General features: G+C 67.8%; 11 protein-coding genes. 10 read left to right on the forward strand and 1 reads right to left on the reverse strand.

Annotated features, from left to right (window positions below):
* Window positions 1-89 precede the first annotated feature (89 nt).
* The 10 genes from G3I17_RS01465 to G3I17_RS01510 all read left to right on the forward strand — a co-directional run bounded on the left by G3I17_RS01465 (window position 90) and on the right by G3I17_RS01510 (window position 11,531).
* The gene (locus G3I17_RS01465; RefSeq protein WP_164593136.1) at window positions 90-293 is read left to right on the forward strand and encodes a hypothetical protein; all 204 of its coding nucleotides are present in this window, start codon (window positions 90-92) and stop codon (window positions 291-293) included.
* 100 nt (window positions 294-393) lie between these two features.
* Complete coding sequence (locus tag G3I17_RS01470) at window positions 394-1,758, forward strand: replication-associated recombination protein A (RefSeq protein WP_343238196.1); 1,365 nt, start codon at window positions 394-396, stop codon at window positions 1,756-1,758.
* A 481-nt stretch (window positions 1,759-2,239) separates the two neighbouring features.
* Window positions 2,240-3,349 (forward strand): Gfo/Idh/MocA family oxidoreductase, encoded by a 1,110-nt coding sequence (locus tag G3I17_RS01475; RefSeq protein ID WP_203589590.1) that lies wholly within the window; start codon window positions 2,240-2,242, stop codon window positions 3,347-3,349.
* Entirely contained in the window at window positions 3,346-4,512 is a 1,167-nt protein-coding gene (locus tag G3I17_RS01480; RefSeq protein WP_164593138.1) for a DegT/DnrJ/EryC1/StrS family aminotransferase, read from the forward strand. Before G3I17_RS01475 ends, G3I17_RS01480 begins: the two co-directional genes overlap by 4 nt.
* Complete coding sequence (locus tag G3I17_RS01485) at window positions 4,509-5,213, forward strand: acyltransferase (RefSeq protein ID WP_164593139.1); 705 nt, start codon at window positions 4,509-4,511, stop codon at window positions 5,211-5,213. The genes G3I17_RS01480 and G3I17_RS01485 overlap by 4 nt, the downstream gene beginning before the upstream one ends.
* 83 nt (window positions 5,214-5,296) lie before the next feature.
* Window positions 5,297-5,896 carry a sugar transferase gene (locus G3I17_RS01490; protein WP_203589591.1) on the forward strand — a complete coding sequence of 200 codons (600 nt, stop codon included), beginning with the start codon at window positions 5,297-5,299 and terminating at the stop codon, window positions 5,894-5,896.
* Window positions 5,893-7,617, forward strand: a complete 1,725-nt coding sequence (locus tag G3I17_RS01495; protein WP_164593141.1) for a lipid II flippase MurJ — start codon at window positions 5,893-5,895, stop codon at window positions 7,615-7,617. Before G3I17_RS01490 ends, G3I17_RS01495 begins: the two co-directional genes overlap by 4 nt.
* Window positions 7,614-9,128: a hypothetical protein gene (locus G3I17_RS01500; RefSeq protein ID WP_164593143.1), complete on the forward strand. Its 1,515-nt coding sequence runs from the start codon at window positions 7,614-7,616 to the stop codon at window positions 9,126-9,128. The genes G3I17_RS01495 and G3I17_RS01500 overlap by 4 nt, the downstream gene beginning before the upstream one ends.
* A complete protein-coding gene (locus G3I17_RS01505; RefSeq protein ID WP_164593145.1) occupies window positions 9,125-10,504 on the forward strand; it encodes a polysaccharide biosynthesis tyrosine autokinase in 1,380 nt (459 codons plus the stop codon). Before G3I17_RS01500 ends, G3I17_RS01505 begins: the two co-directional genes overlap by 4 nt.
* A gap of 67 nt (window positions 10,505-10,571) precedes the next feature.
* Entirely contained in the window at window positions 10,572-11,531 is a 960-nt protein-coding gene (locus tag G3I17_RS01510) for a hypothetical protein (protein ID WP_164593147.1), read from the forward strand.
* Here G3I17_RS01510 and G3I17_RS01515 read toward each other — a convergent pair.
* Window positions 11,487-12,698, reverse strand: a complete 1,212-nt coding sequence (locus G3I17_RS01515) for a glycosyltransferase family 4 protein (protein ID WP_164593148.1) — start codon at window positions 12,696-12,698, stop codon at window positions 11,487-11,489. The two genes, G3I17_RS01510 and G3I17_RS01515, sit on opposite strands and share 45 nt — an antisense overlap.
* Window positions 12,699-12,870: the final 172 nt, after the last annotated feature.

Below are 12,870 nucleotides of genomic sequence, written 5' to 3' on the forward strand. Positions count from 1 at the left end.
GCAGTGGGTGTGATCTGGGTGACGCCGGGTCTGGTGAAACGTTGGGGGGCTCTTCTGCGATGTAGGAGACAGGGGAGAACTGGGGACCGATGGGACGACATGAATTGCCGGGGCGAGTGGCGGCCGGTACTGCGGGGCAGGAGGTCTCGTTGCGCCTGCGTGGCTTGTGGTTGCTGATTGCGAGCGGCACGCGGCAGGCCACCGAGCAGGATGACGAGGAGCTGCTGAATGGGCTGAACACCTGTGATCCGCCGCCGCGGCAGGCGCTCCGCCGGTGCCGGCGGAGGATTTGACAGCGGTGGCCGGAGCCGGGTTCTGGGCTCGGAGCGCGGGACTGTCGGTGGGGTTGGTTAGGGTCGGGGGGTGAGTGATGGGTTGTTCGAGCTGCCAGGAGTGCCTGCTTCCAGTCGTGGGGGCGGGAGTTTGGCCGACGCCGATCACACCTCGGCTCCGTTGGCGGTGCGGATGCGGCCGCGGAGTCTGGACGAGCTGGTCGGGCAGCAGCATCTGCTGAGTCCGGGGTCGCCGTTGCGGCGGCTGGTCGAGGGCGATCAGCCGATGTCGTTGCTGTTGTGGGGACCGCCCGGGACCGGGAAGACCACCATCGCGGCGGTGGTGTCGCATGCCACCAACCGGAAGTTCGTGGAGTTGTCCGCGGTCACCGCCGGGGTGAAAGAGGTCCGGCAGGTGATCGACGGCGCCCGGCGGGACCTGACCCGGGCCGACACCGTCGAGACCGTGCTGTTCATCGACGAGGTGCACCGGTTCACGAAGGCCCAGCAGGATGCGCTCCTGCCGGGCGTGGAGAACCGCTGGGTGACGCTCGTCGCGGCGACCACCGAGAATCCGTTCTTCTCGGTCATCTCGCCGCTGCTGTCCCGCTCGCTGCTGCTCACGCTCGAGTCGCTCACCGACGACGACATCGCCGTACTGCTCGACCGGGCACTCATCGACGAGCGCGGGCTGAACAACGAGTACCGGCTGGAAGACGACGCGAAGGACCACCTGCTCCGGATGGCCGGCGGCGACGCCCGCCGGGCTCTCACCTACCTCGAGGCAGCCGCCGGCGCCGCCAAAGCCAAGGCCAAGGATCCCAAGGCCAAGGATCCCAAGGCCGAGGTAGCCGTCATCGACCTGAAGACGCTGGAGACCGCGGTCGATCGGGCAGCCGTCCGGTACGACCGGGCAGGCGACCAGCACTACGACGTCACCTCCGCGATGATCAAGTCGATCCGCGGCTCGGACGTCGATGCCGCGATGCACTACCTGGCCCGGATGATCGAGGCCGGTGAGGATCCGCGCTTCATCGCCCGCCGGCTGGTGATCTCGGCCAGTGAGGACATCGGTATGGGTGATCCGACCGCGCTGGGTGTCGCCGTCGCGGCCGCCGAAGCGGTGCAGTTGATCGGAATGCCCGAGGCAAGGATCAACCTGGCCCAGGCCGTCGTCGCACTCGCCCTCGCACCGAAATCCAATGCCGTCATCATGGCGATCGACGCGGCGATCGCCGACGTCAAAGCCGGCAAGATCGGCCCGGTCCCATCGCACCTGCGGGATGCCCACTACGCCGGCGCCAAGAAAATCGGTCACGGATCGTCATATCAGTACTCCCACAACGATCCCCGCGGTGTGGTCGGCCAGCAGTACGCCCCCGACGTCGTCGACAAGGTGGACTATTACCAGCCGACCCGGCGCGGCGGTGAGGCGGCCTATGCCGAGGCGCTGACCAAGATCCGGGAGATCCTCCGGAAGCGCTGAGTCACCCATTCAATTCACCCGGTGAATTTCCTTGGTATTTCCACGGTAAATCATCGGGGAAAAACCGGCTGCGCAACAATTGCCCGGGCCCGATCGCCAACGAGACGCATCGGTGTCGAATATTTCGTCGTCGACGCAAGCCCGGAGACCGTCCTGGCCGGCTGGCCGAAAAAGCGCGGCAGGTAAAGGAGTTCCGGCCGAAGCCCTGGTGAACAGTGAGAATTTGCCCGGAAGTGTCAGTCATCTAGCCCTTGCGGGCGGCTGCCCGACTGTGATTCTCTGGAGTCGTCCGATTACCCAGCGAGTTTGCGACACGCGAGTCGACGTAGGCCTATACGTGGTCTGAAAGTCGGCCTATTGTTTCGCTGTCGGTTCAATCGACATTTGCTGACCGGGGGGTCGGTCAGGGGGTCAGCGGGGGCTGAGAGGCACCGCTGGTTGGCAGGGTCAGGGGTGGTCTCACTATGGGGGTTTTCCGGCAATGACAAAAGCTACTGGTCTGCGCGTCGGCGTGGTTGGCTGCGGTTACTGGGGATCGAAACACATCCGGGTTCTTCACTCGCTGGAGTCGGTCTCGACGATCGCGGTGATCGATCCGAACCCGGACCGCGCGCTTCAGCTGTCCCGGAACTATCCGGCGCTGGAGGCGTACAAGGATCTGGACGAGGCGCTTCCGCACCTCGACGCGGTGATCATCGCGACACCGCCGAGCACGCACAAACCGCTTGCCCTGAAGGCGATCGAGGCGGGTGTGCACGTGATGGTGGAGAAGCCGCTGGCGACCACCGCGGCGGACGCACGGGACATGATCGAGGCCGCGAAGGCCAAGGACGTCGTCCTGATGGTCGGCCACACCTTCGAGTACCACTCGGCGGTCTGGCAGTTGCGCGAGATGGTCCAGAGGAAGGAGCTCGGTGACCTGTACTACCTGGACACCGCGCGCCTCAACCTGGGGCTCTACCAGCACGACTGCAACGTGTTGTTCGACTTGGCGCCGCACGACGTCTCGATCCTGAACTACGTGCTCGGCGCGACGCCGGTCAGCGTGCAGTGCTGGTCGTCGCACCACGCGAACGCCAAGCTCGAGGACGTCGGCTACTTGCGGCTGCACTACAAGAACCCGGACGTGACGGCCAACGTGCACGTCAGTTGGCTGGACCCGTGCAAGGTCCGCCGGGTCACCATGGTCGGCAGCCAGAAGATGGTCATCTTCAACGACCTGTCGTCGGAGGAGCGGATCAAGGTCCACGACAAGGGCGTCTCGCAGTCGCCGCAGCTCGGCGAGGACCTGACGCAGCCGCCGATGTCCTACCGGTACGGCGATGTCGTGTCTCCTCACCTGGTGATGAACGAGCCGCTGATGGTCGAGGACGAGCACTTCGTCGACTGCATCCTGCTCGGGATGTCGCCGCTGACCGGTGGGGCGAACGGCCTGGCCGTGGTCGAGGTACTCGAGGCAGCCCAGTTGTCGGCCGCCGAGGGCCGTGAGGTCCTGATCGACGAGATCCGGGCCGGCGGACCGCAGAAGGTCGTACTGGAAGAGGTCAAGATCCACCAGAACGGTTCGGCCTCGGTAGGTGAACTGCGGTGACCGCGGGCATCTCGACCGACCGGCAGCAGCCGGCTCGGTCCTCCGAACCTGTGCCCTTTCTGGACATCTCGGGCGCTACCGCCGACGTCGTCGCCGAGGTCCGCCTCGGCTGGGACGAGGTGCTGCGCACCGGCCAGTACGTCGGTGGCGCCGCGGTCACCCGCTTCGAGCAGGAGTGGGCGCAGTACTGCGGGACCGACTTCGCCGTCGGTGTTGCCAACGGCACCGATGCGTTGCACCTGGCGATGCGTGCCTTGGGCATCGGTCCCGGCGACGAGGTGATCGTTCCCGCGAACACGTTCGTGGCAACGGCCGAGGCAGTCGTCCTGGCCGGCGGCGTACCGCGGTTCGCCGATGTCGACGACGGCACCCTGCTGCTCACCGCCGAGACGATCAAGGCTGCGGTCACACCCGCCACGAAGGCCGTCGCCGTGGTTCACCTCTACGGCCAGCTGCCCGACATGACGGCGATCTCGCAGATCTGCGAGGAGCTCGGCCTGATCCTGATCGAGGATGCCGCCCAGGCCCAAGGGGCGACGTGGGACGGCAAGAAGGCCGGTTCGTTCGGCGCGGTCGGCTGCTTCAGCTTCTACCCGGGCAAGAACCTCGGCGCCTTCGGCGACGCGGGTGCCGTGGTCACCTCGGACCCGAAGCTGACCGACCTGATGCTGTCCATCCGCGACCACGGCCGGATGCAGTCCGCCGGGGGTCACTACTCGCACGGAGTGCTGGGGATGAACAGCCGGCTGGACGGGGTCCAGGCGGTGGTGCTGTCGGCGAAGCTGCGACACCTCGACGAGTGGAACCAGCAGCGGCGCGCGCTGATGGCGACGTACCGGGAGCTGATCGATCCGGAGCGGGCGAAGCTGGTCGAGCAGCTCGAGGACGGCGAGGGTGTGCATCACCTGGCCGTCGTGCAGGTGGACCAGCGCGACCGGGTCCGCGAGCTGCTCGCGGAGCGCGGGATCGGTACCGGGATCCACTATCCCGTTCCCTGCCACGTGATGGGGCCTTACGCGCAGTACGCCGACGGCCCGCTACCGGTGGCAGAGGCGGCCGCCGCGCGGCAACTGTCGCTGCCGATGTTCCCGCACCTGTCTCAGGATGACGCACGCCGGGTCGCCGAGGGACTGAACGAAGTACTGGCGGAGCTGGACCGATGAGCAGCCACCCATCGATCAACGCCGATCCGGGGGTCCAGATCGGCTACCCGGCGGCGCGGGTGGCCGATGCGGAGCTGACCCTCGGCGCGGATGCCAGGCTGCGCAGCGGCACGATCCTGTACGCCGGATCGCGGATCGGCGACCGGTTCGAGACCGGGCACAACGTGGTGGTCCGTGAACAGTGCGAGATCGCCGACGACGTGTCGGTCTGGAGCAACACCGTGATCGACTACGGCTGCCGGATCGGCGCCGGCGTGAAGATCCACACGAACTGCTACGTCGCGCAGTACACCGAGATCGGTCCGGGCGCGTTCCTCGCACCCGGCGTGACGATCGCGAACGACCTGTACCCGGGCAGTGCCGAGTCGGCCCAGCTGATGTCCGGGCCGTCGATCGGGGCCGGCGCGCAGCTAGGCGTGAACGTGACCGTGCTGCCGTTCGTCCGGATCGGGGCGAACTGCCTGGTCGGAGCGGGCTCGGTGGTCACCCGTGACCTGCCCGCGGGCACCGTCGCGTTCGGGAACCCGGCCCGCGTCCGCGGTCTGGTCGGTGAGCTGGAGGACATCGGCTCGCGGATCCAGGCGGACGACGAGTCGGCCTCGCGCTACCGGTTCTCCTCCGCAGAGAAGTCGGACCGGACAGACCAGGCCGAGCCGGAGACGGCGCTTGGCCGAAGTGTCACGATGGAGGTATTGGGATGAGTCTCCTCCGCGGTAGCCGGGCAACCCCCGTAGTCCGGCCTATTCCCGTCCGCGGAGTGAGCCGCATCATTCCGGTGGGGTTGGTGAAAAGGTCTCTCGACCTGATCCTTGCTCTCACCGGGATGGTGCTGGCTGCGCCTGTACTGCTGGCCATCTACGGGTGGATCCGGCTGACCAGCCCGGGACCTGGTCTGTTTCGTCAAGCCCGGCTCGGGGCCGGGCAGCACGACTTCGTGATGTACAAGTTCCGGACGATGAGGACCGACGCGGACCCGGCGGTGCACGCCGAGTACGTCCGCAGGATGGCCGCGGGTGAGGTCGAGAAGGTCGACGGTCTCTACAAGCTGCACCAGGACCCGCGGGTCACCAAGGCGGGCAGGTTCCTCCGCAAGACCAGCCTTGACGAGCTGCCGCAACTGATCAACGTACTGCGTGGCGAGATGTCGCTGGTCGGACCGCGCCCGATGCTGCCGTTCGAAGCCGACCTGATCGGGGAGTGGGCCCTGCGCCGCTTCGAGGTCAAGCCCGGCCTGACCGGGTTGTGGCAGGTCAACGGCCGCAACAAGCTGACGATGGACGAGGGCCTGCGCTGGGACCTCGAGTACGTCGCCACCCGCAGCGTCCGGCTGGACCTGCGGATCATCTTCAAGACCATCCCGGCCCTGCTCGGGGGAGCGCGTTGACCGCGGCCGATCAAAGTGAGCAAGTCGCGTCGTCGGAGCCCGTGACCGGCTCCGGCGGCGAGGTGCTGGATGACCTGACCAGTGCCAGCGGTACGGCCCGCGACTCGGTCACGGTCGGCGTCTGGACGGCGCTCAGCCGCGGTACCGGAGTGATCCGGGTCGTGGTGATCGGAGCCGTCCTCGGCCCGACCTTCCTCGGCAACACCTATCAGCTGACGAACTCGCTGCCGAACCTGATCTACTACGGCTTCCTGGCCGGCTCGCTGTTCGTCTCGCTGCTGGTCCCCGCGCTCGTCCAGCACATCGACGAGCGCCGCCCGCGCGACGTCGCTCGGGTCAGCGGCGGATTCCTCGGTATCGCGCTCGCCTCCCTGCTCATGCTGGCACCCGTCGCGGTGGTCCTGCTCCCGGAGTTGCTGAAGGTGACAGCTCTCGGCGGCGTGGGGATCAGCGGTTCGGCGGCACAGGACGGCAGCCAGATCGGTGTCACCCGGCTGCTGATCCTGCTGACCATCCCGCAAGTCTTCCTGTACGCCGTCGTGGGCTCGGCGACAGCGGTGATGTACGCGCATCGCAAGTTCGCCCTGGCGGCTGCGGCGCCCCTCGTGGAGAACCTCGGCATCATCCTGGTCCTGGTGCTGAGCGGGTTGTTCTACGGCACCGGCAAGGAGCTCGGAGCCCAGTCCACCGGGCAGGTCCTGCTCCTCGGCCTGGGTTCCACCGGTGCGGTCGCCCTGCATGCCGCGATCCAGTGGTGGGGTGCCCGGAGGTCCGGAGTACTGCTGCGGCCGAGGGCGGGCTGGCGTGATCCGGAGGTTCTCGTCACGATCCGGAAGGCGCTGCGCTCGGTCAGCCAGGCCGGTCTGCTCGCACTGCAACTGCTGGCGCTCCTGCTCGTCTCGAACCGGGTCGCCGGCGGTACCGTCGCCATCCAGATGGCATTGAACTTCTACTACCTGCCGATCGCACTGGCCGCGACGCCGGTGGCGCTCGCCTTGCTGCCGAGGCTCTCGCGGTTGCATCAGAGCGACTCCACCGATGAGTTCACCAGCACGTTCGTCGAAGGTCTCGGCCTGGCATTGTTCCTGGCCGTCCCCGCGGCGGTCGGCTTCGTCGTACTGGCCGACCCGATCGCGCACACCATCGCCGCCGGCCAGATGGCTTCGCCCGAGGGCCTCGCGATGATCTCCGGTGCGCTGGCGGCGCTCTCCCTCGGCCTGATCGGCGAGACCACCTTCTACGTCACCACCCAGGCGGCCTATGCCCGTGGTGACACCCGTACGCCGCTGGTGTCGATGGCACTGCAGGCGGGCATCTGCCTGACGCTGTGCGCGTTGGCCACCTTCGCGCCGGCCCACTCGTTGCTACCGGCCATCGCCGCCGCGTATGCCGTCGCGGCCATCCTCGGCGGCGCGCACCTGTTCCTGCGAATGGGACTGGGAAGACGTGGCCGGCAACTGCTCGGATCACTCGGCCGGATCGTGATCGGTGCGATCGTGATGGCTGTGCCCGTCTACTTCATCGCCCGGCTGCTCGTGGCCCACCTCGACGGCCGCCTCGGTCAGATCGCTGCCCTCATCGTCGGAGCCGCGGTCGGGGCGATCACCTTCGGCCTCACCCAACTGGTACTGCGTTCCCCCGAGCTCGCCTGGCTGGGAGCCGGCTTGCGCAACCGGCGAGCGGCACCAGTTGCCGAGGTTGCCGGTGGGGAGACCCAGTGACGGTCACCTTTCCCACCACGGTCGCACCCACCAGACGTCGGGCCGGCCGGCCGCGGATGGACCTCATCGGTCTGGCGCTGGCCGGTCTTTGCCTTGCCCTCCTGCTGGGTGCGCTCGTCGCAGTGTCGGCCAAGTTCGCGCTCGCCTTCGTCGGGGTCGCCGGCCTGTCCGTGCTCGTCTGGCTCAGGCCGGTCACCGCGGCGTACCTGATCATCGGCCTGACGCCGCTGGTGGCCGGCATCGACCGCGGCCGGATCGTCCCGGTCCTGCGCCCGAACGAAGCGCTGACCGTCTTCTGCGCGGGCATCCTGACGCTGCGGTACTTCGTCCAGTTCCGTCCCGGGACGCCGATCCGGCCGTACATCACCCGGATCGAGCTGGCGCTGGTCTCGATCGCGGTCAGCAGTTCGATCCTGCCGCTGGCCTGGATGTTCCTGCAGGCCAAGGAGATCTCGGCGGACGACATCTCCTACGCGCTGGTGCTGTGGAAGTTCCTCGGCGTCTACGCGGTGGTCCGGTTCACCGTCAAGACCCAGCGGCACGTGCGCAACTGCCTGGCGGCGTCGATCGGTTCGGGGGTCGTGCTCGGCACGATCGCCATTCTGCAGACCCTCGACGTCCCCGGCATCCGCCCGTTCCTGCTGACCTTCTGGGCGCCGTTCGGGTACGAGGAGCAGCTGGCGATCCCGCGTGGCAGTTCGACGCTCTCGTTGCCGGCGGCAACCGCCGACGTCCTGATCTTCAACCTCGCGATAGCGGTGGCGATGCTGTGGAAGAGCCGTCGCCAGATCGCTGTGCTGGCCGGCGCCTGCCTGGTCTTCGTGATCGGCACCTTCGCCGCCGGGGAGTTCTCCAGCGTGCTGGGTCTGGTCGTCGGGCTGGTGTGCATCGCGATGGCCCTGCGCCGGCTGGACCTGCTGAAGTATGTGCCCGTCGGGTTGTGCGTCGCCATCATCGCGGCCTGGCCCGCGGTGACGCATCGGCTGGAGGGCTTCCAATCGGCCCAGGGGTTGCCGAACAGCTGGATCGTGCGCTGGTACAACCTCTCGATGTACTTCTGGCCGGACCTGTTCAGCGGCTCCAACGTGCTGTTCGGCGTCCGGCCGTCGGCCCGGGTGGCGGTGCTGTCGCAGGGCACCGGCTACGTCTGGATCGAGAGCGGCTACACCTGGTTGTTGTGGGGTGGCGGGATCCCGCTGTTCGCGGCGTTCTGCTGGTTCGTCCGGGTGTCGTTGCGCGAGTTGTGGGCCCGGTGCAAGGACCTGACGGACTGGAGTGCGGTCGCGGCGGTCGGCGCGTTCACCGCGGTGATGGTGATCGTCGCAACGATGAACTTCGACCCGCACCTGACGTATCGCGGGACGGCGGACCTGCTGTTTGCGCTGCTGGCGCTGGCGGCGGTCGGGAAGGGGCCGCCGGACAAGATCGGGCGTCAACAGCGGCCCGGCACTGTCGAGGAAGGGCAAGGGGAGCCCATCATGGGGGCAGACGACAGGGGAGTAAGCAGATGAGTTCAGCCCGGCACCACACGGTGAAAACGCGCGGGATCGTCCGCAGCTATCTGTGGTTGATCATTCTGGTCACCATTCTGACGGCCGGCGCCGCGGCAGCGACCGTGATCAGCCGGCCCAAGGTGTACGTCGGTGTGTCGCAGGTCGTCGTGTACGCCGATCCGGGCCGTGGCGCCGGAGCGGTACCCGACATGGGCACCGAACGTGAGGTGGCGAACTCGGGTCTGGTGTCCGCCGCGGCCGCCAAGACACTGCGGATCGGGGTGACCCAGGCGACCGACGGACTGTCCGTGTCCGTGCCGGTCGATGCCAACGTGCTCCAGTTCAAGTACACCTCGGCCAGCCGCGTCCGCGCGCTGAACGGGGCAGCCGCCTTCACTGACGCCTATGTCGACTACCGCAACAACGGCCGGAAAGCGAAACTGGCCGACGTGATCTCGCCGGCCACCGTGCCGACCGAACCCGAAGAAGCGAACCTGCCGCTGATCGTCGGCCTCGGCCTGGTCCTCGGCGCGATGCTCGGCATCGGGTTCGCCTTCGTCTGGGACCGGGTGCGCGGCCGCTTCCGCGGCTCCGGCGATGTCACCAGGCAGACCGGCTTGAAGGTACTCGCCCAGGTCCCGGCCGTCCGGCTGCGGTTCCCGTTGATCCCGGAGACCGGACCGCCGACACCGACGCGAGAGGTGTTCGGCTATCTGGCCGCACACCTGACCACTCTGATCAGCCGGGGCAAGGGTGCTTCGCTGGTGGTCAGCAGCCCGGCTCCAGGAGCCGGCAAGACGACCGTGGCCGCCCAGCTGGCGATCGCGATGGCCGCGACCGGCAAGGAGGTCGTGCTGATCGGGGGAGACCTGCGGCATCCCGACCTGCACCTCCTGTTCGGCACCCCGCTGACGCCGGGGCTGACCGACGTACTGAGCGACCGCTCCAAGCTGGACCGGGCGGTTCACGCGACCGAGTTCGTCAATCTGCGGGTGCTGGCGAGCGGGACTCCGCGGGTCGGGGCCTGGATCAACGTCGAGGATCTCGAGCTGCTGCTCCAGGGGTTGTCCAAGCACGCGTTCGTGGTGATCGACGCGCCGACCGCGATCGGTGCCTCCGAGGCCGCCGTATTGGCGGGACGGGCCGATTTCACCTTGCTGGTGGTCGATCCGCACCGCGGTTCGCGGGCCGAGGCCGAGTCGGCGGTGGCCGCGCTCACCGCTGTCGGAGCGAACTTGATCGGCTGCGTCGCGAACCAGCCGAGGTCACGGCGGTTCCATCGCAAGACCGTTCCGGCCGCCGCCGAGTCCACCTCGGGCGTGACCAGGGCGCCCGCCGCCGGTGAGCCGGTGGACGGTGGAACGGTCACTACGTCGGAACATGTCGGGTACTGACCGGAGACCAGGGCGGCAGGGCGGGGAAGGCGTGAATTGGTCTGACAGTCGACTCCGTAAGCGGCTGGTGCGGGGGATCGTAGTTGTCCTCACGCTGGCGGGGGTCTGGGTCGCGCTACCGGGAATGCACGGTCGCGGGAGCGGCCCTCCACCGGCTGATGGCTACTGGCAGACCCTGCCCACCGCCTCCTGGTCGAAGCTGCCCGGCGACGCCGCGTGTGCGGCGAAGGTCCATCGGTCGGAGTGGGAGCCCCGGCCAGGCAACCAGGAGCCGAACCAGACGATGCCTCCCGAGCTGGCGGTCCACGCCTCGCTGGCGGCCCGGCCGCATGACCCGCGGGCCGAGGCCTACGACTCGCAGTGGGACAAGTGGTTGCTCCCCAGGGTGACGGGGCATCACACCGGCACGACCGACGAGAACATCCAGTGGGCAGCCTGCAAGTGGGGCCTGGCCGACAATCTGGTGCGTGCGGTCGCCAACGCCGAGTCGACCTGGTACCAGAAGGATCTCTATCCGACCGGCGCGTGTGTGGAGAAGCGTGGCTGCGGTGACCTGTTCCCGAAAGCGACTCCCGCCTCCAAGGAGTTCTGCAACGGCCTGAAGATCCATGGCTACGACTACCAGCGCGACTACGGCACCGACCGGTGCCCGAAGACGTTCTCGATCATCGGCGTGATGTCGTACCAGGATCCGGCCTGGGGAGAGGTGCCCGAGAACCAGAACGGCACCTTTCCCTTCAACCGGGACTCGACCGCTTTCGCCCTCGACTACTACGGCGCCTTCATGCGCGGCTGCCTCGAGGGCTGGGCCTGGTGGCTCAGCGGCAAGGACGTCGCGGCAGCCGGCACCGAGCGACTGGACGGCTGCATCGGTGCCTGGTACGCCGGAGCGTGGCGCACCAAGCCGGCCCAGGACTACGTCGTGACGGTGAAGAAGTTCATGGCGGAGCGGCCCTGGCTCGACCGGGCCTGGGCCTCGCCCTCACCCTTCTGCAGCTGGCTCCGGCACTGTCCCGGTGAGGGCTGAACCCTCGCCGCCGATGGCCTTCAGGTAGACGGGCGTCTGCCGCTCCCAGGCCAGCTGCTCGGTGATCAGACGCCGGCCGGTGTCACCCAGCTGCTTGCGCGTGGTCGGGTCGTCCAGTAGTTCGGCCACCTTCGTGGCGATCTCCGCGACGTCGCCCACCGTGGTGAAGACACCGGCGCCGTCGGCCAGCCGCCGGCTCTCCTGCAGGTCGAAGCAGACCACCGGCAGGCCCTGGGCCATGTACTCCATCACTTTCACCGGTGAGACCTCCACCTGCAGGCTGGTGTCGATGCCGATGTCGGCGGTGGCGAGGTAGCTGAACAGCTCGCTCTCCGGAATCCAGCCGGGGAACGACACCCAGCGTTCCAGCCCGAGTTCGCGGGTCAGGGCGATGTGCTCGTCGAGGCACTCCCCGTCGCCGAGCAAGACGAAGCCGCAGTCCTCGCGGCCGAGCTCGTGAATCAGGTGGTTGGCAGCCTGGACGACGAGCTCGACCCGGTCCTGCCGGCCCATCTTCCCGGCCCAGCAGACCAGGTAGCGGTGGTCGCCGTGCAGACTCGGCTCGGCGACCGCGTTCGCAGTACGGGCGAGGACCGGGCCGTTGTAGACCAGGGAGACCTGGTCCGGGTCGGCGCCGGCTCCGACGAGGCGGTCCTTGAGATAGGAGTTCACCGTGATGCTGTGGTGGGCCACCCGCCGGGAGCGGCGCTCGAGCCAGTGCAGCACCTTGAACATGAGCTTGGGCGGTTCGTCGTACCGGTCGCGGAGCAGTTCTGGCATCAGATCCCGCTGATCCACCACGATCCGGGTGCCGACCCAGCGCAGTACCCAGGCCAGCGGGAAGTAGATGTCCGGCGGCTGGCAGAGCTGCAGTACGTCGATCCGCCCCCGCAGTCGCAGCCGGGTCAGGTACCAGGTGGCCCAGGCGAACGAGATCCCGTACTCGCCGACATAGCCGACCGCGCTGGTGGGCTGGGCCGGTGGCTTGTACTCGTACAGGGTCAGCCCCGGCACTTCGCGGTACTTGGCGTTGCCGTCGTCGCGCATGGTGATCACCGAGACGCGGGCGCCGGCAGTGAGCAGATCGTCGACCTGTTTGCGCAACCTGGTGTCCACACAGAGTGGAACGTTCTCCACGATGACGGCGACGTGCAACGGCTTCGGCATACTTCCCCCTACCCCCTGAACGGACTCCCCCCGGAGCTTCGGCCAGTATTCCCTATCCGGTGACGGAGCGCACTGGTTCGGTGCCGGGTCGCTGAGGCGGCAGCGAGGGTGTCCCTGTGGCCGGGACTGTGCTACCCGCGCGATAAGGTCCCTGAGGTACCCGGGGTCTCGG

It is taken from the genome of Streptomyces sp. SID13031 (assembly GCF_010548305.1).
Lineage (GTDB): Bacteria > Actinomycetota > Actinomycetes > Propionibacteriales > Kribbellaceae > Kribbella.

Coding starts and splice junctions, on each gene's coding strand:
- G3I17_RS01515 (WP_164593148.1), bottom strand. CDS start 12,698: ATGCCGAAGCCGTTGCACGTCGCCGTCATCGTGGAGAACGTTCCACTC.
- G3I17_RS01505 (WP_164593145.1), top strand. CDS start 9,125: ATGAGTTCAGCCCGGCACCACACGGTGAAAACGCGCGGGATCGTCCGC.
- G3I17_RS01465 (WP_164593136.1), top strand. CDS start 90: ATGGGACGACATGAATTGCCGGGGCGAGTGGCGGCCGGTACTGCGGGG.
- G3I17_RS01475 (WP_203589590.1), top strand. CDS start 2,240: ATGACAAAAGCTACTGGTCTGCGCGTCGGCGTGGTTGGCTGCGGTTAC.
- G3I17_RS01485 (WP_164593139.1), top strand. CDS start 4,509: ATGAGCAGCCACCCATCGATCAACGCCGATCCGGGGGTCCAGATCGGC.